Here is a 22,401-nt window from a genome sequence, read left to right as displayed (position 1 = left end):
GGACGGCCGGTCGATGACCGGCTGTTTTCATGTCTACTGCAGTTCGAACCCTTCGACGAGCGAAAGCAGTTCCTGCTTCGTGTGAACGTCGAGCTTCTTGTACAGGTTCTTCAGATGGAACCGCACGGTGTTCTCGGATATGAAGAGCACCTTCGAAATGGAACTGGCGTTGCGCCCGCCGATGGCGAGGATCATGACGTCCATCTCGCGATCGGATAGATGGTAGACGTCGCGGTATACGGGATTGTTCCTGATGCTCTCTTCGGCATTGTCTCCGGTGAGAAGCAGGGCGACGCGCTCTTTCGTCTGCTTCGTTTTCGCCTTTACCGCCGCCGTGACCATGCCGATGAGGAGTATCACGTAGACGGCGATCATCGCGGCGATCACGGTGCCCAGGTTGTAACCGACGATCGAGCCGAACAGCAGACCGAACCCCGCCGAACCGAACACGATGCTCAGCAAGACGCCCGACGCGAACAGCACGGGCACCTTGTTCCGTTGCGCGATCTGCACGCAGGTGACGAGCATGCAGATCGAGGCGATGCAGACGAACACGTTCTCGATGCCGGCGAGCATGCTGAGGTATTCCGTGCCGGCGAACGGCACGATGAAAAAGAACGTCGCCGCAAGCAGGAACAGCACGAGGTAGAGCTTTTCGAAGCCATCGGCCAACGATGAGACCTTGCAGAACACCGCGAGGACGATGGCGCCGACGAAGAAGCTCATCGTGAACATGATTTGCAATATCGGTTGGTTGATCGTCGAGCTGTCGTACAGCATCGCCCGCGCCACGCCTCCGGAGAATCCGATGACCGCCACCCAGGTTATCGAACGCCACGACATCCCGAGCAGCTTGCGCACGTGCTTCGCGTACGACATCGGGTCGGACGGCTTCGAGGCTTGAGGGGCCGAGACGGTGCGCTTCGAGCTGTTCCACCCGATCCCGGCGAGGATGAAGAAATGCGCGGCGGCGATGATGCCGAGGGACAGCAGGGTCGTGGAAACGTCGTTGAAGGAGATGAGCGCGAGATTGACCACCCCGACGAACGAAGTGCCGATCGCCGCGATGGCGGCGATGTTCTCGATGTCGAACGTGCGGGAGAGCAGATCGAGCCACGAGAGCATCGAGCCGGCGATGGCGGAACCCAGCAGGATGGCGGCGGCGACCAGCACGACCGAGCTCTTCTCGGGCAGCATCGCGTTGATGGAGAACAGGGAGAACCCAATAGCGAGCACGCCCGCGGCTCCCAGCGGAAGGAGCGCGTGGTTTCGGATAGGACGTTTCAACGCTATGAAGGAAAGCAGCAAGAACGTGAGAATTTGGGACACCGTGAGCAACGCGGTGAAGTATTGGATGTCCCAATAATCGCTGCCCGATCCGTACAGATCGAGGTTTCCTCCGCTGATGAACACCATGAAAAACGAAAGGAACAAGGTGAATCCGAGGCAGAAAGGAATGAACAGTTTCAGGTTCGATATTCTCATGGCTCGGCGATTTCCCTCCCCCGCCTTGAAGGCTACCCAGCATACGCACAGGCCTATTCTACCCGTTCGCGCGTGCTATGCAGGAGATCAGAAAGGGGGTCGCGTGAAATCGGGCCGAACCCTGCGATCTCGGGTTCGGCCCGCTTCTCAAAACCGCCTGCCGATTACAGCTGGGCCAAATCCCGACCCAGCAGGTACGACAGCGTGCAGCAAACGCCGCCGAGGTTCTGTCCGAAAATGGAGAACGAGTAGGTGTTCGAGTAGAAATCGCCCGTCATGATTCCGGTGCAGTACAGCCCGTCGATGGGAGCGTCGCCGTCGTCGCACACCTGCATCTTCTCGTTGCATCGCAGCCCGCCGCAGGTGGTGAGCAGCATGAAGGACGTGTCCTTCTCGAGGAACGATCCGTAGAACGGGGGCGTGAGGATAGGTTTGAGGATGGAAGGATCGACTTGGAATTCCTCGTCGTAGCCCTGCTCGCAATAAGCGTTCCAGGATTCGATCGACGCTTTCGCCGCCTCGGCGTCCAAACCCGAGAGTTGCGCGAGCAGCTCGTCGATCGTGTCGGCGCGGAACCACGTGCCCTCCTCGACCTTCGCGTCCCATGTGGCAACTTCCTCTTCGGGAGTGAGCGTTGCGCCGCCGACGGCCGCGCCGATGGCGTGCCACTCGTCGTGAATGCTCGCGTAGTTGGAATCCCAGACGTAGAACACCTTGTCGCCGGCGACGTTCGCGATGCTGTCTGCCGACAGGGCCACGCTCGTGCATTCGTTCATGAAGCGCTTGCCGTCGGAGGCGAGGTTGATCCCGAGGAAGTTGGTGACTTCGCCGGTGCTGGGGAACGGGATGGAGACGCAGGTTTCCATGGGAGCGCAGGGGTAGACTTTCTGCCAGGCAGCACCAACCCAGAGCGCCATCTTGTGCCCGTCTCCCGCAAACTGGCCGAAAGGCACGCTGAGCGCGTCGTAATCGACCTCGCCCCACGGGATGGAATCGTGGTACTTCCGGTACACGGCGGGACTGTACTTCGCCATCATCTCCTTGTCGCGGGTGAAGTCCCCCGTCGCCAGCACCACGGCTTTCTTCGCCTCGAATTTCACGTAGTCGCCCGACTCGCTGCGTTGGGCGATCACGGCGCTCACGCGCCCGGTGTTGTCGTTTTCCCGAATCAGGTACTTCGCCGGCGTGTTCCAATGGATCGTTCCACCGTTCTTCTCGAAGAACGACGCGTACGCGTTCACTTGCTGCTCAGCTCCGTTCACGGTGCCGTTGGGGTTCTCGTCGTTCCAGAAGAAGTGCGAGCTTGGCAAGGAGGTGAGGAAGCCGGCAGGATCGTCGTATCCCCGTTCAAGACCGACGTTCAGGCCTTCGCCGGCCATGAGGTCGATCATCCAATCCATCGATTCCGCCGAGTTGTTGATCCAGCGCGCCCACTTCTTCTGATCGACGCGCAACGATCCGACGTACTGGGTCATCCTGATGATGTGGTTGGACGTTTCCGGCGTGACGTCCAGGCCGAGCTCCTTCTGATACTTCGAACCGATGCCGTAATTCGATCCGCCGCGCGCGACGGGGATGGATCCTGCCGTCACGACGATGACGTCGGCGCCCGATTCGAGCGCGGACGCGGCGGTGCACAAACCCGACATCCCCGATCCGATCACCACGACGTCGGCCGTGATGGTTTCGACTATCTCGTCATCGCTCACGGGCTCGGGCGGCACTTCGAACGACCATGTTCTATCGAGCACGTCGGCCGTGAGCGTGTCGCCCGCTGCGGAATCTTGCGCCGCCGAAGCCGTCCCCTTCGACGTGGGAGCGCAGCCCACCAACCCTGCGCCTCCGGCCGCCAGCGCCAGCATCCCTGCGCCCGTCACGAACGAGCGCCTCGACAACCCCGTGCCCGTGCTGCTTTTCTTGGACATGTTTCCTCCTTTTATGCGATGCGAATGCTTCGATACCCCCTCGGTCGAGTATCTGATTCGATGGTAGCGAGGGCCGAAGCCGCCCCTTCACACCCGTTCGGTAGTTCTGCGCCCCGCGCCCACACTGGATGGGTAGTTTCGTCCGAGAGGCGAATGTTTCACGTGAAACATTCAGCGCAGGGCAGGCAGGCAAGCGTTTCGGGACGCCGTGCGCGTGGCCTTCGTCCCACGTGCATTCTGTGAGCGCAGGGCGGGCGCGTCGCACGTGAGCAGGCGGCGTGGTAGAATCCCAGATCGGATACCCATCGCGAAACCGTTACCTGGGGAGTTATGAATCGTACGGAAGCACTGCGCATCCTCGGCCTCGACGACGACGCCACGCCCGAGGATGTTAAAACCGCATACAAGGAAACGGTGCAGATCCTGCACCCGGACCGGTTCGCCAACAACAAGAAGCTCCAGGACCGCGCGACCGAGCAGTTCAAAAACCTCCAAGAAGCATACGACTATCTGACCAGCGGAAAAGGTTCGCGCACCACAGCGCGCAACCCGCGCGCCGCTGCCGAGCGCGCCCGCAGCTACACCTCGTCCAACCAGGTCGAGGCTCGCATGGCCGGCATCGCCGCCGCGCGCACGCAGCTGGTCAAGCAGCGCGACGTGGTGCTCGACGAGCGCCGCAACGGCATCGCCATGACCGTCATCGGAGGCCTCGTGGCGCTGTTGACGGGGCGCAAGCCGTTCGGCCTGTTCGGCGTCGTCGCGGCCGTTGCGAGTGCGGCGGCCGTATGGGGCATCGTCCAAATCGTGTCGTCGCAGCGCACCATCACCACGCTCAACGAGCACATAGCCGAGCTCAACAAGGAAGAGCGCCGCCTCGCCGAAGAGCTCGACGACGAGTAGCGCCTCCGCCGCCCGCCCGCGAATCGCGGTGCCTACGGGATCATCGTCGCACCGCATCGGCGCGGCTTGACTAGAAAGAAGAAGGAAGGCATGAAGCAAGAGAACATCCGCAACGTCGCCATCATCGCGCACGTTGACCACGGCAAGACCACCATCGTCGACCGCCTGCTGTACGCCAGCGGCGTGTTCCGCGAGAACCAGCAGGTTGACGAGCGCGTGCTCGACAGCAACGACCAGGAGCGCGAGCGCGGCATCACCATCCTGTCCAAGAACATCTCCGTCACGTACAACGACGTGAAGATCAACGTCATCGACACGCCCGGCCACGCCGACTTCGGCGGCGAGGTGGAGCGCGTGCTGAACATGGCCGACGGCGCCCTGCTCATCGTCGACGCGTTCGAGGGCCCCATGCCCCAGACGCGCTTCGTGCTGAAGCACGCGCTCGGACAGGGCCTGCGCATCATCGTCGTGGTGAACAAGATCGACCGCCCGGGCGCGCGCCCCCACGAAGTGGTGGACGAGGTGTTCGACCTCATGGTTGAGCTCGAGGCTTCCGACGCGCAGCTCGACTTCCCCGTCATCTACGCCAGCGCCATGAACGGCTACGCCCGCTATGCGCCCGAAGACGACAACATGGACATGGTTCCGCTGATCGAGACCATCCTCAAAGAGGTCCCGGCGCCCGATTGCGAGCCGAACGGCCCGGTCGCGCTGCAGATCTGCACGGTGGACCACTCCAGCTTCGTCGGTCGCATTGGCGTGGGTCGCCTGTTCTCCGGCACCATCCACAAGGGCGAGCCCGCGCTCGTCATCAAGAACGACGGCACGCGCTACAACACGAACATCAAGCAGGTGTTCACGTTCGAGGCGCTGGGCAAGAAAGAGCAGCAGGAAGTGCACGCCGGCGACATCGTGGCCGTGGTGGGCGTTGAGGACGCCGACATCGGCGACATGGTGACGAGCCGCGAGAATCCCGTGCGTTTCGACCCCATCCAGGTGGAAGAGCCCACGATGGCCATCGTGTTCGAGGCTTCGTCGAGCCCGCTCGTGGGCCGCGAGGGCGACATCGTCGGCGCGCGCCAGCTCAAGGAGCGCCTCATGCGCGAGAAGGAGAGCAACATCTCCATGCGCATCGAGGAGCTTGAGGACAAGACCGGCGTGGAGGTTGCCGGCCGCGGCGTGCTGCACCTGTCCGTGCTCATGGAGACGATGCGCCGCGAGGGCTTCGAGTTCCAGGTGGGCCGACCCCGCGTGCTCATCAAGAAGGACGAGGCCGGGCGCAAGCTGGAGCCCATCGAGGAAGCCACGGTGGACGTGCCCAGCGAGTATGCGGGCAAGGCCATCGAGGTGTTCGGCAGCGCCGGCGGCGAGATGTCCGACATGTACCAGCGCGGCGATCAGACGCACCTCGTGTTCAAGATCCCGTCCCGCGGCACGATGGGCCTGCGCACGCGCCTGCTGAACGTCACGCGCGGCGAAGCCACGATGTTCCACCACTTCTCCGAATACGGCCCCTTCCGCGGCGATATGTCGGGACGCAAGAACGGCTCGATGATCTCCATGTCCACCGAGAAGAGCGTGGCGTACGCGCTCGACGCGCTGCAGGAGCGCGGCCGCCTGTTCGTCGGCCCCGGCGAGGACTGCTACGAGGGCATGATCGTGGGCGAGTCGTCGAAGGAAGGCGACATGGTGGTGAACATCGCCAAGTCGAAGCAGCTGGGCAACCAGCGTTCGTCGGGCGCCGACAAGGCCATCTCGCTCACGCCGCCCATCACGTTCACGCTCGAGGAAGCGCTCGAGTACATCGAGGACGACGAGCTGGTGGAGGTCACGCCGAAGAGCATCCGCCTGCGCAAGCGCATGCTGTCGGCCACCGACCGCAAGAAGGCCTCCAAGAAGTAGCCGCCTGCGGCGCAAGCCGCGCGCTGGGATGCGGTGCGCTCCGTATCCCAGCGGCGGGTTTATCCCTGAACCTGGCGTGGGGACTGTGAATCGATGATGGGTATATTGTGCAACGCAAGAACCCGTTTTCTCACGTGTGCGAGAATACAGCGCAGTACTTATCTCATGGGCGCTTCGGTCAGCGGTGTGACGAAGAAGCTCATGTTCGAGGGAAGGGTCATATGAAGAAAACGTACATCATGAAGACCGTATGCGCGGTGAGCCTGACGGCGGCGTGCGCATGGGCCTTAGCCGGCTGCTCGACTGACGGCAACGCCTCGGCAGGCACCGGCGGCGTGGCGGGCACGGTCAACGGCGTGGAAATCGCCGAAGACACGGTCACGAACTACATCCAGGGCGTGCGCGAGCAGCTGGGCGCCGCCGACGAAGAGTCGTGGGGCACGTGGCTTTCGCAGAACGAGTACACGCCCGCATCGGTGCGCGACGAGGTGTTCAACTCCTATGCTCAGCGCGAGCTGATAAAGGAGGGCGTCGAGGAAAAGGGCATCACCGTCGAGAGCTCCGAGGTTGACGAGCAGATCGCGAAGGTGAAGCAGAACTTCGACACCGACGAGAAGTGGCAGTCTGCGCTCGATCAGGCCGGCATGACCGAGGAAAGCTATCGCGCCGAAATCGAGCAGAAGCTCAAGGAGAACAAGCTGTACGCTTCGTTCGCCTCCGACGAGGACCCGAGCGATGCCGACATGCTGCAGTACGCGCAGATGTACGCGACCGCGTACGACGGCGCCAAGCGCTCCTCCCATATCCTGTTCAATTCCGACGACGAGGCTACCGCCCAGGAGGTGCTGAACAAGATCAACTCCGGCGAGCTCGATTTCGTCGAAGCGGTGAAGGAGTACTCCCAGGACACCGGCACCGTCGAGAAGGATGGCGATGTGGGTTGGGACAAGACGAGCAACCTCGTGACGGAGTACACCGACGGCCTCGCGTCGCTTGAGAAGGATCAAGTGAGCGGCCTGGTCACGTCCGACTACGGCATCCATATCATCAAGTGCACCGACGTGTACACCGCTCCCGAAGAGGTGACGAGCCTCGATCAGATCCCGGAAGAGTGGATCTCCAACATCGCCTCGTCGCTGAAGTCGACGAAGCAGCAAGAGGCCTATCAGCAGTGGCTCGAAGAGGCCACCGAGGCTGCCGACATCAAGATCAACGACATGCCGCAGGGTCTGCCCTACGACGTGGATATGTCGAAGTATTCTGCCGCGACCACCGATGAGGGCACGGACGGCACGACCGACGGCACCGCTGACGGTTCGACCGACGGCGGCACGGACGACGCTGCCGCGAGCGAGGGCGAGAGCGATGCCGCGGCCGACGGTAACGCCGATGCCAACGCTGACGCCGATGCCGACGCCGGTTCGACCGAGGGCGACGACGCCTCCGGCCAGCCTGCGGAAGCTGCCTAACCGCGCGCACGCGCAACGCAAGTCTGATACGGCGGGCGTCCTTCGGGGCCCCGCCGTTTTTTATGTACGCCTCCCGCGTGTTTCACGTGAAACACGTACCGACGATCAGGAGCGATATGGATTCCCGAACCCCTCCTTTCCTCGAGTTGCGCGATGCGGTGGTGCAGCGCGCCGGCTCGCCCATCCTGTCGATCGACGCGTTCCGGCTTGACGAAGGGGAGCATCTGGCATTGCTGGGGCCGAACGGCTCGGGCAAGTCGACGTTCGTGAAGCTGATCACGCGCGAGGTGCTGCCGCTGCATCGCGACGATCCGCCGGTGCTGTTCCGCGGCCGAGACCGTGCGACGCTCGCGGAAGTGAAGCGGAGCCTGGGCATTGTGTCGTCGTCGATGCAGGATCAGATCGCCGTGCACGTGCCGGCTGTGGACGTGGTTGCTGGCGGTTTGTTCGGATCGCTCGGCATCCCCGCGCGTACCGACGCCGCCGCCGTCGACGATGCGCGCGTGCGGGCGCATGCGGCGATGGAGCTCCTCGGCGTGGACGACCTGGCCGCCCGCGACATCATGACGCTGTCCATCGGTCAGGCGCGTCGCGTGCTCATCGCCCGCGCGCTCGTGCACGATCCGGACGCGCTCATCTTCGACGAACCCTGCACGGGTCTCGACCCCGAGGGCATGTACTACGTCCGCTCCAGCATGCGTACGCTTGCGCAAGCGGGCAAGAGCATCGTGCTGGTCACCCATTACCCCGAGGATATCATCCCCGAAATCGAGCGCGTGGTGCTGCTCAAAAACGGCCGCCTGCACGCCGATGGAACGAAGGAATCCCTGATGAACGATCAGGTTATGAGCGGGCTCTTCGAGGTGCCGCTGCACGTGCAGCGCACGGTCGCCCCGTCCTCCGCCGCCCGCGCGGGAGGGAAATTCGATGGTGCTCGTGAAGAGGAATATTTCTCGCTTGTGAGCGCCTAGTAGCTGTTGTATACTACGTAGCTGCTGCATGACCGCGCCACGCGCGAGCATGCTTGTCAGCGATGCGGAGAGATGACCGAGAGGCCGAAGGTGCACGATTGGAAATCGTGTGTGCTCCAAAAGAGTACCTAGGGTTCGAATCCCTATCTCTCCGCCAGTTTACACCCGCGCCCGCTGTGGCGCGTTTCATACGGGGCCCGGCCCCGACACCCCGTGCGGAGGGGTGGCAGAGTGGTTGAATGCGGCGGTCTCGAAAACCGTTTCACCGGCAACCCCGGTGACGAGGGTTCGAATCCCTCCTCCTCCGCCAGTTTCACCAAACAAGCGCCCTCGGGCGCTTTTTTGCGCCCAATTCCCGCTCCCCCCCCCATCCTCGCACTCCCGACACACCGCCGTGGGCGCGGCGCCGCACCCCTGATACGCATGCGGTTCTTGCTCCGTCGGGCGGCTTGGTTCGAACCGTTTGCGCAGCGGCGAGGTCGTTGGCGGACGATGTGCTCCTCGCGAGGCTCACGCGGATCGGTTTAAACTATAATTGAATGAATCATATATAGGCGAGAGGAGGCTTCTCATGTCGTTCCTCACTTGACGTCCTGCGCATTCGCGCACCTTTGCCAACTACACCCCTTTCAGGAAGGCGAAGATCATGGCCTATCAAAACAAGCTCCTCTTTCGTGACGATACGACCGACGACGGCACCACTCCCTCGCACGGCGGCACGTATTCGTCGCCCGACATCATCTCCCATGAACAGATTGCCGATCCCCAAACCGAGCTTTCCAGCTCGTACACGCATGACGTGAACCAACGGGTATCCAGCGGGAGCAAGACCAATTTCGTGTACACGCGCGTGAAGAGCCTCGACTCGTCGCCGCAGGAGGGTTACCTTCGCCTCTATCGAGCGAACGTCAACCTGTTCATGACGCCGAGCGTCTGGCGCGGCAACGCCATGAAGACCCCGGCCGGCGATTCGTTCGTCAAGGTGAGCGCGCCCCACAAGGACGACATCGCCGTCGGCGTCACTCCCTTCTTGCTCGACGCCACGGCGAGCGACCGATTCTGCCTGGTCGGGATTGCCAACACCGACAGTACGGAAACCGTTCCTGAGGATTTCCGCACCTACGACGACTTCGTCGTGTGGGTGCACCAGAATCCGGGCGTGTGCGTTCGCAACCTCAATGTCATCAGCACGGCGAAAACCAGCTTTGAACAGCTCGACGGCCTGAAGAATCCGGAAGGGACGCCGCGCCACGCCGCGTTCTACCTCACCGCCACCAACGTGCCCATCGGAACGACGATCGGCATGCAGTGCGAACCGGCGAAGCTCAATGCCAGCATGGTGACCTCGACCGACCCCGAGATACTCTCGGCCGCGGTGCCTGCCGTGCCCCCGTACTTCGACGGGTTCGTGCGCGTGTGGGCCACGCTGCCTCTGTCGGAGCCCTCGTGGCCGGACGATGCGCGCCTCGATTTGGACTACGGCGTGGAGATGGCGCCGTCGATGCAGAGCCACCAGTGGGGCATCCATCCACACGACGTGCTGTGCGCGTCGGATGCAAGCCTGTTCAACGCGGCGTTTCGCCTGGTGATGGTCGGGGCCTGCGGCACGGTCTTCAAGACGGCGTAGAGGGGGACGCATGGAATACGCAGAGCAATACATCGCGCTCTGCCTTGGCGGCGCGGGCAGCGCTTCTGCCCCGGCGCCGGGTATCGCGCTGGATGGGACCGTGCCCTTCACGCTCGACGCGATGGTGCGGGGCGTCCCGGTGGAGACCGACGCATCGGTGCTGCGCCAGGAGGGGGCGCTCGATATCAGGCTGACAGCGAAGGGATTTTCCTTCTGGCGCGAGGGATTCGGCACCTGTTCCACTTCAAGCGATGGAGAAGCGTTCCAGCAGGGCGAATGGAACCATCTGTGCATCGCCTACGAACCGGGAACGGTGCGCCTGTTCGTCAACGGCGCGCTCGATCGGGTCATGCAAAAGCCGTGCAAGGGGAGCGCGTGCACCAAGCCGTTCGCCATCGGCGCGGGCGTCAAGGGCGGCGTACGTCAGCTGCGGCTGTTCGACCGCGCGCTCGGCGGGATGGAAGTGCAAGACCTGCTGCTGATGGATTACGCCGATATCCAGGCGTCTTCCTACGCGGGCGCGCTGAAGGCTTTCTATGACTTCGGATGCAAAACGCCTGTCGAGCACGTGTCGGGTTCGCCTATCACGCTGCAGGGCAATGCGAAGATGCGTGCCCTGTTCCCCTCCGTCCAACTGCGCGGCAACGCGTATCTGGCCATCTCCAACGAGCCGGGTATCAACCCGGCGGGTCGGCGCAACGACGCCTATTCCATCCAGGCTTGGATCAGGCTCGAGCCGTTCGACGACCAGGACGCGTACACCGTGTTCGCGAACGGCGACCTGTTGGAAGAGACGGGCATGTCGCTGTACGTGGCGCGCGACGGAACGAGCTGGCGTCTTGGCGCGCTGCGCGGCAACGAGGCGCCCATGGTGTCGAAGGGCACCGTGTCGCCGGAGCTTTGGACGAACGTGTGCGTGACGTACGACGGCCTCCAAACCCAATCGCTGTATGTGGACGGCGTGCTCGACAGCCAGATTTCCACGTGCCTGCCGATTTCCGACGTGCTCGAGGAGCCGAAGCTGCGCATCGGCGCCGACCTCTCGAACGGAAGCGACAACGGAAAGGATTGCTTCTCGGGAGCTATTTCGCGCGTGGACATATGGAATCGCGCGCTCGCGGCCGCGGAGGTGAAGAGCTACGCCGCCGAAGAGCCTTCGTTCGATGCGGAAGGGCTGCAAGCATCCTACGACTTGAGCTTCGCCGACATCAACAACGTCGTATCCGCCGATCCCATCGGATTGCGCAACGGCGTGGTGATTGACGAGGTCGCGCAGGAAGCGGGCGCCACGCCGATGGTGGCCGCATGCTCGCCCGTGCTCGACCCGTTGAGCGATGAGGAGCTGCAACACTGCCGGGCCACGTGCCTCAAGGGGAACGACCCTGCCCCTCTGCGCGTGAGCCGCTTGGAAAAGGACGGCCGCGTGTACTTTGTCGGCCATTACCGCGACGGCTCGCAGACCATCGCCGAGGCCGAGGTGGGTTTCGACGAGTGGACGCTGTGGTACATCGAGCTCGTGTTGCTGCTGGTGGGCGGCGCGCTCACCGTGCTCGCCGGCGTCAGGGTTACCGGCGGCGACAAGATCACCAACTTCATCGTGACGAAGATCATGCCGAACCCGGCGTTTCGCTCGCTGTTCTCAGGATCGGTGTCCTTCAAGACCATCATCACGTTCTTCTACCTTTTGAAGACGAACGGGTTGCTGACGCCGCTTTTGAAGGCCGCCATGAGCGGTTTGCGCTGGTTCAAGGTGCTCTGGTCGATTGCCGTGATGGCGACGATGGCCGTGGCCATCTGCACGGGCCTCGGCCTGCTCTATTATGCTGCGGCGTTGGCGGACCTCGTCGTCAGCCTGATCATCCATCTGGCCGACATGCCTGCCTCGGGCACGCTGTTGCCGTGCGGCGTGAGCGCGCTGTTCTTCGACCACCATGCCGTGACCAGCACCACCTCGTTGCCCGCAGGCGAGGCCGATGCCATCGCGTTGGCCTGGAACGGGACGCAACTCGTGTCGAAACCCGAGTGGGATAGCGGCAAGAGCGATCCGTGCGCATACTGCATCGAGGCGGTCAAGGACAAGAAGATCACGGTCAAGGTGAACCTGACGTGTTCCGATCCATCGCTGGCTTCCGTGAACGTGCGCGCCATCGACAAGAGCCGCTCGACGCTGCTCGGCAACTCCGACGAGGCCACGGCGACGTTCAGGTACGGGAAGGCCTCGGGCATAATGCTGGCGTTTCCCCACCACGCGCTGGCGGGGAAAGGCGTGGGAAAGCATGCGCTGCAGCTGGAGTGGCAATGCTACTACCAGGGCGAATGGAAGAAGATGACCGTCACGAAGCATGTGATGTACACGCTGCTGGCATACCCGAACGAGCCGTGGCTCAGCCGTAACGGGCCAACCCAGTATCCCTGGGTGTCGCTGTTGGACAAGGCCTGCACCTGGGCGGCGGGGAAGAAAACGCCCGCGGAAGTGGCTGGCGCGATTGAGCTGAAGGTGAACGAGGGGCTGGGCCTCGAGTACGACACGTCGGGTTGGGGCCAGTCGTACTATTGCGGAACGAATGGCCTGTTCTACCTGAGCGGCTTCCTGACCCTCTACTCGCACCTGGTCAACTGCACGGACTGCGCGACGATCGTGACCACGTTCGCCAACGCGCTGGGATGCGACTTGTATGAGGCGCGCATGGAAGATCCCGCATCTATGAAGCCGTTCGCGTTCGTGGAGGTGAAATCGATCGGCAAGAAGGTCTGGAAAGATGGCAAGTTCACCTATCATGAGGTGGCCGTATCCAAAAGAGTGGCGGCGACGGGCAATCAAAACCGTGTAGTATACGACGCCTGCTGCACGCTCAACGGGTCGGCCACGCCCGCGTCGACGAGCGGGCGCGACCCTGTGCTGTCGAACGGGATGAGCTTCTCCGACTACGACGACACCGAGCCCATTCCGCGTACGATTGTCGCGCGATCCTCCTATCGCGAGCATTTCGCCACGAACGACGCCGAGGGCGTCGGACTTTGCATCTACCGTTGGGCGAGCGAGCAACGCCGCTCGGCCATGCCGTAGGAAAGGATGAGCTATGGACGACAATGTTCTTTCCCAGAGGTACGGGTCCGACCGCTGGCCGCGCCGCGCCCAGCTCGACGGGCGCTGCGAGCGGTTCGTCATACCGGCCGATCTGTTCGAGCGGGAACGGTTCCGTCTCGTGTGGCGCGATGCGCTGCCCGGCCCTCGGCACGCGTACCGCAGCGTCTACGTTCACGACGCCGACGATCGCCGCTTGATGGTGGACGTCATTCCCGCCCATTCGTTCGACGGCGCGAAGGAGGAGCTGCTGGCCGGCTTTCGGAACTGCTCTTCCATCGTGCCGCCTTCGGCCGTGCCGCACCTCGGCGATGTCTCTTACGGCAACCAAGCGGCCCAGCGGTTCGTGCGCGGAAACCTGTTGATTTCCGTGTCGAATGCCGGCACAACGGAGGTCGATGTCCGGCCATTCGCCGTATCCCTCGACAAAGAAGCGGCGAACTGCCTGCATTAATACTTATTCATGAATAATACAAGTAAGCATGTTCACCTCGAAAAATAATTATTCAGTGAATATTTGTGGATAATAGATCGATCCTGCGCGAGGCGTTCTATAGTTGCCTCATAGAGAGACAGAAATGAAGAAAGAAGGACCCTCCATGAACCAGGCATCCCAGACCCTCGCGCAGCTCAAGAAGGCCAGCAAGCTCACCCGCCTCGCCTTCCACAAGAACGGCCCGAAGAGCTACAAGCGCGGCCAGGGCGCGCTGTTGAACGCGCTCATCGACAACGACGGAACCACGCAGCGCGAGCTCGTGAAGATCCTCGGCCTCAGCCGCAGCGAGCTCAAGGACATCGTGAAGAAGGCCGAGCGCAACGGCTACGTCACCATCGAAGACGCCGAAGGCGAGCGCACCTACGCCGTGAAGCTCACCGACGACGGTCGCAAGGTTGCCGAGAAGCGCATCGTCGCGAACGACAAGACGGCCGACGACATCATCGACTGCCTGTCCGAAGAGGAGATCGCCCAGCTGAACGCCATCACCGAGAAGCTCATCCTCTCGATGAAGGACAAGGGCATCAACGGCAAGAAGAAGGGCCGCAAAGCTCACGAGTGCTGCTGCCACTAGGTCGAATCCGCAGGTTGCTCAACCTCCCAACGCCCCGGCTCCTGCTGAGCCGGGGCGTTTTCCTGTCCGAACGAATGTTTCACGTGAAACATTCTCAGTTCTGCAGATACGCCGAATAAGCGGAGGGGGAGGTGCGCACTCGCGCCCGCAAGCCCTACACTGGTTGCCAACGAAGTATCCATTTGAAAGGACAAGGCTATGGCCGATCGTGAAGTAGAGAGCTCTGACGTCGAAGTTCCCGAGATCCCCGAGATTCTGGAGAAGGTGCTCCTGTTCTCGCTGGACGAAGCCAAAGAGAAGATGACCCAGGGCGCCGAAGTGGTGCCGTTCACGGCGCTCGTGGTGAAGGAGAACCTGTTCATCGAGAACCATCCCGCCGACACGGCCGAAGAGTGCTTCAACCTGGCTCGTCATACGGTGGAGCACGCCCGCGGCGCCGCGGCGTACGCGCTGTGCTACGACGGCTACATCGAAGTTGACGAAGGCGTGAAGGACGCGATCATCGCCGAGGGCGGCGTGCCGGGCGAGGATGCGGGCTACGCGGTGAGCTACCTCTACGAGATGGACGACGAGGGCAAGGTGACGTTCGAGGAGGAGCCCGCGTATGTGGGCGAGGCGCCGAACTTCATGATCGCGCTGAGCGATGCCGACTCGTATGCCGAAGAGGATATCGACGAGAAGTACCTCGAGGAAGACGACCTCGAGGACGAGGAATAAGCAGCGCCCCGCTCGTTTTCCACAGCGCGTGACGAAACGCATGCCGCGGCTCCCACCTGGGCCGCGGCTTTTTTATGCCGGGATACGGCGCGCGAACGGGGCGTGTGGCGGGCGCAGCGCTGGATGCGCGTGAGAACGACGGGCGCGCCACGTGCAATCCGCGTTCGATGGACGTTGGAAACGCGCAAGATTGAGAAAGATGCGTGCTAGAAACGCGCCATCGCCGCGTAAGACGGGGTTGCTATCATGGAATCATGTAAGTTCGGCACGATGTTGGGACAAGGCAAGTGTGGCGAAACGGTGCGAAAACGATGAGCGGAAAGATTGTGTTGGTCGTTTCCGTTCCCGTTTGCTAGAATAGTCGGGCTAATCCTGCCCCGGCAATCTTGCCTTCTCAGCACCGGGGCCGTAAAGACCAAAGGAGGTGAGCTGATGAAGGCTTATGAATTGCTGTTTTTTGTCGCTCCGTCTATCGACGAGGAAACCCGCGCCGCTGTTATTAAGCGTATCGACACCACGATCGCTGATGCCAAGGGCACGGTGGACAACGTCGACAACTGGGGCAAGCGTAAACTCGCTTACGAGATCAACGGATTGACCGATGGTGACTACACTCTCATCGATTTCCACGCCGATCCCGCTGACGTTGCCGAACTCGATCGCGTTCTGCGTATTACCGACGCTGTGGAACGCCACATGATCGTCAAGCGCACGGACCGCGACTAGGAGACGACGTAGAGGGCCTGGGCGACAACCCAGCGTCCGGCATGAGAAGAGGTAGACACACATGAGCATCAACCGAGTTATCATCAGCGGAAACCTTACCCGCGACCCCGAGCTTCGCTCCACCGCGAGCGGGCTTCCCGTGCTCGGCTTCGGCGTGGCGGTCAACGACCGCCGCAAGAACCAGCAGACGGGCGAGTGGGAGGATTATCCGAACTTCATCGACTGCACGATGTTCGGCGCGCGCGCCGAAAGCCTTTCGCGCTACCTCAACAAGGGCACCAAGGTGTCCATCGAGGGCAAGCTCCGCTGGAGCCAGTGGGAGCGTGAGGGCCAGAAGCGCAGCAAGATCGAAGTGATCGTCGACGAGCTCGAGTTCATGTCGAGCCGCAACGATTCGTCGTCGTACGGCGGCGGCATGGGCGGCGGTTATTCCGCTCCCGCAGCCGCTCCCGTGGTTGCCGCACCGGTGGTTGATGCCTCTTCTTCGGTCTATGACGAAGATATCCCGTTTTAAGCGATACGAAAGAGGTTAGACAATGTCCGATTACGCGAAGCAGCCGCGTCGCAAGTTCTGCCAGTTCTGCAAAGAGGACACGCAGTACATCGACTACAAAGATACCCAGATGCTGCGCAAGTATGTTACCGACCGCGGGAAGATCAAGCCGCGCCGCGTGACGGGTGCCTGCACCCAGCACCAGCGTGACATCGCGAACGCCGTGAAGCGCGCTCGCGAGATGGCTTTGATGCCCTACGCGGTTCCCGCCATCAGCGGCCGCGGCGACCGCCGCAGTCGCTAGGCGCAAGGAGGAACCATGAAAGTCATCCTGCTCCAAGAATTGAAGGGCAAGGGCGGTGAGGGCGACGTCGTCGACGTGGCTCCCGGTTTTGCCAACAACTACCTGCTCCCGCAGAAGGCCGCCATCCTCGCTACGAAGGGCAACCTGAAGCAGCTCGAGCAGCGCAAGCACAACATCGCCAAGCGCGAAGAGAACCGCGTGGGCGATGCCGCCAAGATCAAGGAGACGCTGGACGGCGTGCTCGTCAAGGTCGAAGCCAAGGTGGGCGAAGAGGGTCAGCTGTTCGGTTCCGTAACCGCTCAGATGATCGCCGACGCCATCAAGGCCGCGACGGACGTCGACGTCGACCGCCGTCGCATCGAGCTGGGCCACGCCATCAAGACGTCCGGTCAGCATGAGGTTACGATCTCGCTGTACCGCGACATCAAGACGACGGTGAAGCTGTTCGTCGGCGGTGCCGACGACGAGGCCGTCCCGGCCGAGGCCGAGGTTGAGGCCGAGGTCGCCGAGACGGTTGAAGAAGCCGTCGAGGCTCCCGCAGAGGAGACCGCCGAGGCCGCTGAATAGCAGCCGGAGCGTCCGCTCGGAAAAATACTTATCCACAACCGACGGTTGTGGAAACAGTGGAAAACCCCCTTCGCCCTGATGGTGCTCGGAGGGGGTTTTCCTATGTCGGTGGATAACGCCCGCGAGGGAAAACGCTGCACAAAAATAACTAATGACCTGCGATAATCGTTGCAGTATCATAGGGATTCACGCAATTCGAGAGGGAGTTTGAGCATGTCTTCACCCGCGCCGTACAGCGCCGACTTCGCACCTGACGATGGCGCCGCATCCGACCGTCGCAAGATCGATCCCCAGAACATCGAAGCGGAAAGGTCCGTCCTCGCCGCTTGCATGCTGAACCAGGAGGCCATCGAAGAGGTGGCGCCGAAGCTGGTGAAGGAGAACTTCTACCGCTTCGCGCATCAGCATATCTACGAGTCCATGATGGACCTGTACGTGCGTCATATCCCCATCGACCACATCTCGCTCGCCGACAACCTGAAGGCCATGGGCCAGCTGGAAGCCGTGGGCGGCAAAGCGTACCTCATCGAGCTTGCGGACAACACCTTCGCGCTCACCAACTGGCAGAACCACCTGGAAATCGTCAAGCGCACGTCCATCTTGCGCGACCTCATCCGCGCTTCGGGCGAGATCGAGGCCTTGGCCTACGATGCCCCCGACGATCTGGGCGTCGTGGTCGAAGAAGCCGAGAAGACGCTGTTCCACGTCACCGAGAAGCGCGTTTCGTCCGCGTTCAAGCGCATGGACGTGCTGCTCACCGAGGCGTTCGAGGAGCTGACGAAGCTGGCCGAGCAGAAGGACGCCATGGCCGGCATCCCCAGCGGGTTCAAAGACGTGGACGACCTGTTCCACGGCTTCCGCGGCGGCGACCTCGTCATCCTCGCGGCTCGCCCCGGCGTCGGCAAAACGTCGTTCGCGCTGAACCTGGCCACGAACGCCGCCAAATCGGGCGCCACCGTCACCTTCCTCTCGCTCGAGATGAGCGCGGCGCAGCTGGTGCAGCGTATCTTGTGCGCCGAAGCCCGCGTGAACCTGTCGCGCCTGCGCGCCGGCCAGGTGCAGGAGTCGGACTGGGGCGCTATCGCCGATGCGTCCAACACGCTGTCGAAGCTGGACATGTACATCGACGACACGCCGTCGCTGTCCATCCTCGAGCTGCGCGCCAAGGCCCGTCGCGAGCTGCGCTCTGCGGAAAAAGGCATCATCATCGTCGACTACCTGCAGCTCATGTCGCCGCCGCAGTCGCGCAAGGACGGCAACCGCGCCGTCGAGGTCGGCGAGATCTCGCGAGGCCTCAAGGTGCTCGCGAAGGAAATGGATATGCCCGTCATCGCCCTGTCGCAGCTGTCCCGCGCGGTGGAGATGCGCGGCAAGAAGCGCCCGATGCTGTCTGACCTTCGAGAATCGGGCTCCATCGAGCAGGACGCCGACATCGTCATGTTCATCGACCGAAGCATGGACGAGGTCGAGGCCGAGAGCGAAGACCGTCCCGACATGGGCTCGGCCGAGCTGATCGTCGCGAAGCACCGTAACGGTCCCACGCGCGACATCCCCCTGGCCTTCAACGCGGAGTACACGCGCTTCATGGATTTCATCGACGATTCGCGCGCGGGCGGCTATATGTAAAGCCCCCGTTGAACCGTTTCGCGGTACACTGGGCACATGCCGAAACGCGTCACATTCATCCATGCAGCGGACCTCCATCTGGGGGCACCGTTCCGTGGGTTGCGCGCGCTTTCGTCCAAGTGGGCGAACCGCCTGCTCACCGCCATTCCGGAGGCGTACGACCGCGTGGTCGACGCGGCCATCGCGCGCGACGTGGACTTCGTCGTCGTTTCGGGCGACATCTTCGATTCCGCGCGCCCGTCGTACGGCGACTACCTGCACTTCTTCGGCGGGTTGGAACGGCTCGACGAGGCGGGCATCCCGGTGTACCTCGTCACGGGCAACCACGATCCCTACACCTCGTGGCAGCACGATTTCTTCTCGCTGCCCGCAGGCGCCGTCATGTTGCCGGGCGACCGTCCCGGCTTCGCGCTGGTGGAGCGCGACGGGGATCCGCTGTGCCTGATCGGCGGGCGCGGCTACTACAACCAGACGTGGCCGATGGACGAATGCATCGCCGAGGGCGTCACGCGCGAAGCCGCCGAACGCGCCCTGGCCGCCGAGCATCCGCGCGCGGCCGAAGCGCCGTTCGCCGTGGGCCTGCTGCACACCGGTCTCAACCTCGACCCGGTGAAAGCCCCGGTCGATCCCGCCGTCCTCATGCGCGCCGGCATGGACTACTGGGCACTCGGGCACATCCACATGAAGTACGCCTACCCGTCCTTCGATGACCCGCGGCTCGTGTTCTCGGGCTGCATCCAGGGCCGCGACATCAAGGAGACGGGCGAGCGCGGCGTGTACCAGGTCACGCTCAGGGAAGGCGCGGCGAACGAGATCGAGTTCATCCCCACGGCCAGCGTCGTGTGGCAGCGCATGCGCATCGACGTGGCCGATTGCGCGAACCTGCCGGCCATCACCGACAAGATCATGCGCGAGCTGTTCCGCGAGAACGGCAAGGCTCATTGCGAGGAGATGGTGGTGCGTATCGCCCTCGAGGGCGATACGCCGCTCCACGCCATGCTCGACCGCGCGGACGTGCTGGCCGGCCTGCGCAAGCACGTGAACGACGCGTACCCCGCGTTCTTCTGCGACGCGCTGGAAAACCTTACCGTGCCGCCGCGCGACAAGGAGGCGCTGCGGCGCGAAGGGCTGTTCCCCGCCGTGTTCCTGCAGGTGGCCGACGCGCAGCGCCGCAATCCCGACGAGGCCATCGCCTTCTTGCAGGACGAGTTCATCAGGAAGAACATCCAGCTGCCCAGCGCCTACACGCGCAACATCGACAAGTTCGCCGAGGCCGCCGAGAATCTCGTGCTCGACCTGCTCGCTCAGGATGATGACCAATGAGGCCGTCCTATCTCGAGCGCATCAAGATCGTCAGCTTCGGGGCGTTCTCCAACAAGGTGGTGGGCCCGTTCGCCCCGCACCTCAACGTGGTGTACGGGCCGAACGAGGCGGGCAAGACCACGCTCGCGTCGTTCGTGGGTGGCGTGCTGTTCGGGTGGGAAGAGGCGCGCGGTAGCCGCAACACCTATAAGCCGTCGAACGCCGATCGCGCCGGGTCGCTGTTCTTCGCCGAGGCCGACGGCCCGTCCTCCGACGAGCTCGAGCTTTCTCGCGTCCGCAACAGCGAGGGGCTCCAGGGCGACGCATCGCTGGTGGCCGACATCGACAAGGAAACCTTCCAGACGATGTTCTCCCTGACCAGCGACGAGCTGCGGACGCTGCGCAACACCACCGACGTCACGGCGAAGCTGCTCACCGCCGGCTCGGGCACGGGCGCCTCGCCCGCCCACGCGCTGGCGACCGTGCAGGACAAGCTCGCGGAATACACCTCGCGCGCCGCCGGCATCGAGCATTCCATCGCCAATCTCACGACGCAGCAGAACGAGCTGCGCGCCAAGATGACGGCCGCCGCCGACGAAGCCGAGCGCTTCAAGCGGCAGGACAAGGAGTTCCGCGAGCTGGAGCCGCAGCGCAACGAGCTGCTTTCGCGCCTCGACGCGCTGAACACCGCCATCGAGACGCTGGCCGCCCAGCGCGCGAACATCGAGAAGCTCGATCGCGAGATAGACTCGCTGACCGATCAGGTGGCATCGCTGCACGACGAGGAGGACGCGCTCGTCGCGACTCATCGTGCGCAGGCTCGCGGCGCATCCGAGCTGGCGAACCTGGGCACGTCGGAGGAGCGCGCCCTGCGCGACCAAATCGACTCGCTCGCCGTCGACGAGGCGAAATGCGAGCACGCCGTCGATCTGGCGCAGGACAACTTCGCCACGTCGAAGGCGGCGTACGAAGCGCTGCTGGAAACCGCCGATGAACGCGCCCAGCGCGACCGCGCGCGCCGTCAGCGCAGCGTGCAGGTGGGGTTGTCCATCGTGCTCCCCCTCATGTTCGTATGCACGGGTCTGCCGCTGTTCGTCCACGGTCGCGAGATCACCAGCCTGTCGTTCACGGCCCTCGGCATCGGCCTCGTGGTGTTCGCCATCATGCTGGCCCTCGCCGCGATGGTGATGCTGTTCCGCCCCAACAAGGAAGAGGAGGCGAAGGAGGCGCGCAAGCAGGATGCCCAGTGGGTCATGCTGCAGGATAAGAAGAAGCTGGAAGCGTGCCTCGAGAGCCAAGCCGCCTTCAGGGATCGCGCCCGCGTCCAGCTCGACGCCGCCGGCTTGGGCGAGGCGCAGGGGTCGTTGCGCCGCTCGCGCACCCTGCTTGACGAGGCGAAGGATCTGCGCGTCGAGAACAACCTGTTCCAGCAGCGGTTGCAGGCGCTCGTGTCGCGCCGCAGCGCGCTCGAGGAAAACCTCGCATCCGCGAAACGCCAGCGCCGGCGGCTGTACGAGCGCATCGACCTGCGCGCCGAGCGCACCATCGACGCCATCGACGACGCCATCGCGCAGAAGTCGCAGCAGCGCATGGGCCTCCTGGAGACGAGCGAAGGGCTCAACCGTCGCTACGGCGAGCTGAAGCAGGAGCTTTCCCATGCCGAGCACCTGCGCGACTTCGACGAGTACAAGCTGCTCTACCAGCAGATTCGCACGCGCCAGGACGAGAGCGCGCAGGATTACGCGCGCCTGCTGCTGGCGCGCCGCATGCTGGAATCGGCCATCGCCACCTGGGAGAGCAAGAGCCAGCCGGAAGTGTATCGCCAGGCCAGCCGTCTGCTGTCGCTTATGACCGACGGTCGTTGGACGAAGGTGAGCCTCACCGCGGAGGGTCGCCTGCAGGTGACGGATGCGGTGAAGACGACGCGCGACCCCGGCCATCTGTCGCTGGGCACGTGCCAGCAGCTGTACCTCGCACTGCGCATCGCGCTGCTCATGACCGCCGACAACGTGGGTCGCGCCGTGCCCATCCTGGCCGACGACATCCTCGTGAACTTCGACTCGTCCCGGCGCGTCGGCGCCGCTCGCGCGCTGGCCGAGCTCGCCCGCATGCGCCAGGTGATCCTGTTCACCTGCCATGAAGAAATCGTCGAGACGATGAGGGAAGCCGATCCGACCCTGAATGAAGTCGAACTGTAATATACTGTGAGTCTGCGATTCAAACACCGAAAGG

Annotated in this window: 18 protein-coding genes and 2 tRNA genes; 18 read left to right on the top strand and 2 right to left on the bottom strand. The window is 63.1% G+C overall.

Annotated features, from left to right (window positions below):
* Positions 1-33: 33 nt before the first annotated feature.
* Together H8S61_RS10160 and H8S61_RS10155 are read right to left on the bottom strand one after the other, a co-directional pair.
* Positions 34-1,485, bottom strand: a complete 1,452-nt coding sequence (locus H8S61_RS10160) for a helix-turn-helix transcriptional regulator (protein WP_186938909.1) — start codon at positions 1,483-1,485, stop codon at positions 34-36.
* Between the two features lie 164 nt (positions 1,486-1,649).
* A complete protein-coding gene (locus H8S61_RS10155) occupies positions 1,650-3,410 on the bottom strand; it encodes an FAD-dependent oxidoreductase (RefSeq protein WP_186938908.1) in 1,761 nt (586 codons plus the stop codon).
* A 330-nt stretch (positions 3,411-3,740) separates the two neighbouring features.
* On the opposite strand from H8S61_RS10155, the gene H8S61_RS10150 reads away from it, so the two are divergent.
* The 18 genes from H8S61_RS10150 (at position 3,741) to H8S61_RS10065 (ending at position 22,367) form a co-directional block, all read left to right on the top strand.
* Positions 3,741-4,310: a J domain-containing protein gene (locus H8S61_RS10150; protein WP_154332618.1), complete on the top strand. Its 570-nt coding sequence runs from the start codon at positions 3,741-3,743 to the stop codon at positions 4,308-4,310.
* Positions 4,311-4,400: 90 nt separating this feature from the next.
* Positions 4,401-6,212 carry a translational GTPase TypA gene (typA, locus tag H8S61_RS10145; protein ID WP_160940818.1) on the top strand — a complete coding sequence of 604 codons (1,812 nt, stop codon included), beginning with the start codon at positions 4,401-4,403 and terminating at the stop codon, positions 6,210-6,212.
* Between the two features lie 221 nt (positions 6,213-6,433).
* Positions 6,434-7,681, top strand: a complete 1,248-nt coding sequence (locus H8S61_RS10140) for a peptidylprolyl isomerase (protein ID WP_186938907.1) — start codon at positions 6,434-6,436, stop codon at positions 7,679-7,681.
* A 116-nt stretch (positions 7,682-7,797) separates the two neighbouring features.
* Entirely contained in the window at positions 7,798-8,652 is an 855-nt protein-coding gene (locus H8S61_RS10135) for an ABC transporter ATP-binding protein (protein WP_186938906.1), read from the top strand.
* Positions 8,653-8,718: 66 nt separating this feature from the next.
* A tRNA-Ser gene (locus H8S61_RS10130) sits at positions 8,719-8,809 on the top strand.
* Positions 8,810-8,869: 60 nt separating this feature from the next.
* Positions 8,870-8,962: transfer RNA gene (locus tag H8S61_RS10125), tRNA-Ser, on the top strand.
* 336 nt (positions 8,963-9,298) lie between these two features.
* A complete protein-coding gene (locus H8S61_RS10120; protein ID WP_186938905.1) occupies positions 9,299-10,279 on the top strand; it encodes a hypothetical protein in 981 nt (326 codons plus the stop codon).
* Positions 10,280-10,289: 10 nt separating this feature from the next.
* On the top strand, positions 10,290-13,346 hold the full coding sequence (locus H8S61_RS10115) for a LamG domain-containing protein (protein ID WP_186938904.1): 3,057 nt from the start codon (positions 10,290-10,292) through the stop codon (positions 13,344-13,346).
* A gap of 13 nt (positions 13,347-13,359) precedes the next feature.
* Complete coding sequence (locus H8S61_RS10110; RefSeq protein WP_186938903.1) at positions 13,360-13,818, top strand: hypothetical protein; 459 nt, start codon at positions 13,360-13,362, stop codon at positions 13,816-13,818.
* Between the two features lie 145 nt (positions 13,819-13,963).
* Complete coding sequence (locus H8S61_RS10105; RefSeq protein ID WP_186938902.1) at positions 13,964-14,434, top strand: MarR family winged helix-turn-helix transcriptional regulator; 471 nt, start codon at positions 13,964-13,966, stop codon at positions 14,432-14,434.
* Positions 14,435-14,632: 198 nt separating this feature from the next.
* On the top strand, positions 14,633-15,151 hold the full coding sequence (locus H8S61_RS10100; RefSeq protein ID WP_154332635.1) for a hypothetical protein: 519 nt from the start codon (positions 14,633-14,635) through the stop codon (positions 15,149-15,151).
* A gap of 432 nt (positions 15,152-15,583) precedes the next feature.
* Positions 15,584-15,877, top strand: a complete 294-nt coding sequence (rpsF, locus tag H8S61_RS10095; RefSeq protein ID WP_186938901.1) for a 30S ribosomal protein S6 — start codon at positions 15,584-15,586, stop codon at positions 15,875-15,877.
* Positions 15,878-15,938: 61 nt separating this feature from the next.
* A complete protein-coding gene (locus tag H8S61_RS10090) occupies positions 15,939-16,391 on the top strand; it encodes a single-stranded DNA-binding protein (RefSeq protein ID WP_101721121.1) in 453 nt (150 codons plus the stop codon).
* 22 nt (positions 16,392-16,413) lie between these two features.
* Positions 16,414-16,674: a 30S ribosomal protein S18 gene (gene rpsR, locus H8S61_RS10085; RefSeq protein WP_009305603.1), complete on the top strand. Its 261-nt coding sequence runs from the start codon at positions 16,414-16,416 to the stop codon at positions 16,672-16,674.
* Positions 16,675-16,689: 15 nt separating this feature from the next.
* Positions 16,690-17,241 carry a 50S ribosomal protein L9 gene (gene rplI, locus H8S61_RS10080; protein ID WP_186938900.1) on the top strand — a complete coding sequence of 184 codons (552 nt, stop codon included), beginning with the start codon at positions 16,690-16,692 and terminating at the stop codon, positions 17,239-17,241.
* 213 nt (positions 17,242-17,454) lie between these two features.
* Positions 17,455-18,867 (top strand): replicative DNA helicase, encoded by a 1,413-nt coding sequence (gene dnaB, locus H8S61_RS10075; RefSeq protein WP_186938899.1) that lies wholly within the window; start codon positions 17,455-17,457, stop codon positions 18,865-18,867.
* Positions 18,868-18,903: 36 nt separating this feature from the next.
* Positions 18,904-20,190 carry a metallophosphoesterase family protein gene (locus tag H8S61_RS10070; protein WP_160940809.1) on the top strand — a complete coding sequence of 429 codons (1,287 nt, stop codon included), beginning with the start codon at positions 18,904-18,906 and terminating at the stop codon, positions 20,188-20,190.
* Complete coding sequence (locus tag H8S61_RS10065) at positions 20,187-22,367, top strand: ATP-binding protein (RefSeq protein WP_186938898.1); 2,181 nt, start codon at positions 20,187-20,189, stop codon at positions 22,365-22,367. The genes H8S61_RS10070 and H8S61_RS10065 overlap by 4 nt, the downstream gene beginning before the upstream one ends.
* Positions 22,368-22,401: the final 34 nt, after the last annotated feature.

Origin of the sequence: Eggerthella hominis (assembly GCF_014287365.1) — a bacterium.
Taxonomy (GTDB): Bacteria; Actinomycetota; Coriobacteriia; order Coriobacteriales; family Eggerthellaceae; genus Eggerthella; species Eggerthella guodeyinii.
The sequence above is the reverse complement of the archived record's forward strand: the minus strand, read 5'-3'. Positions and strand labels throughout refer to the sequence as shown.

Coding starts and splice junctions, on each gene's coding strand:
- H8S61_RS10160 (WP_186938909.1), bottom strand. CDS start 1,485: ATGAGAATATCGAACCTGAAACTGTTCATTCCTTTCTGCCTCGGATTC.
- H8S61_RS10155 (WP_186938908.1), bottom strand. CDS start 3,410: ATGTCCAAGAAAAGCAGCACGGGCACGGGGTTGTCGAGGCGCTCGTTC.
- H8S61_RS10150 (WP_154332618.1), top strand. CDS start 3,741: ATGAATCGTACGGAAGCACTGCGCATCCTCGGCCTCGACGACGACGCC.
- typA (WP_160940818.1), top strand. CDS start 4,401: ATGAAGCAAGAGAACATCCGCAACGTCGCCATCATCGCGCACGTTGAC.
- H8S61_RS10140 (WP_186938907.1), top strand. CDS start 6,434: ATGAAGAAAACGTACATCATGAAGACCGTATGCGCGGTGAGCCTGACG.
- H8S61_RS10135 (WP_186938906.1), top strand. CDS start 7,798: ATGGATTCCCGAACCCCTCCTTTCCTCGAGTTGCGCGATGCGGTGGTG.
- H8S61_RS10120 (WP_186938905.1), top strand. CDS start 9,299: ATGGCCTATCAAAACAAGCTCCTCTTTCGTGACGATACGACCGACGAC.
- H8S61_RS10115 (WP_186938904.1), top strand. CDS start 10,290: ATGGAATACGCAGAGCAATACATCGCGCTCTGCCTTGGCGGCGCGGGC.
- H8S61_RS10110 (WP_186938903.1), top strand. CDS start 13,360: ATGGACGACAATGTTCTTTCCCAGAGGTACGGGTCCGACCGCTGGCCG.
- H8S61_RS10105 (WP_186938902.1), top strand. CDS start 13,964: ATGAACCAGGCATCCCAGACCCTCGCGCAGCTCAAGAAGGCCAGCAAG.
- H8S61_RS10100 (WP_154332635.1), top strand. CDS start 14,633: ATGGCCGATCGTGAAGTAGAGAGCTCTGACGTCGAAGTTCCCGAGATC.
- rpsF (WP_186938901.1), top strand. CDS start 15,584: ATGAAGGCTTATGAATTGCTGTTTTTTGTCGCTCCGTCTATCGACGAG.
- H8S61_RS10090 (WP_101721121.1), top strand. CDS start 15,939: ATGAGCATCAACCGAGTTATCATCAGCGGAAACCTTACCCGCGACCCC.
- rpsR (WP_009305603.1), top strand. CDS start 16,414: ATGTCCGATTACGCGAAGCAGCCGCGTCGCAAGTTCTGCCAGTTCTGC.
- rplI (WP_186938900.1), top strand. CDS start 16,690: ATGAAAGTCATCCTGCTCCAAGAATTGAAGGGCAAGGGCGGTGAGGGC.
- dnaB (WP_186938899.1), top strand. CDS start 17,455: ATGTCTTCACCCGCGCCGTACAGCGCCGACTTCGCACCTGACGATGGC.
- H8S61_RS10070 (WP_160940809.1), top strand. CDS start 18,904: ATGCCGAAACGCGTCACATTCATCCATGCAGCGGACCTCCATCTGGGG.
- H8S61_RS10065 (WP_186938898.1), top strand. CDS start 20,187: ATGAGGCCGTCCTATCTCGAGCGCATCAAGATCGTCAGCTTCGGGGCG.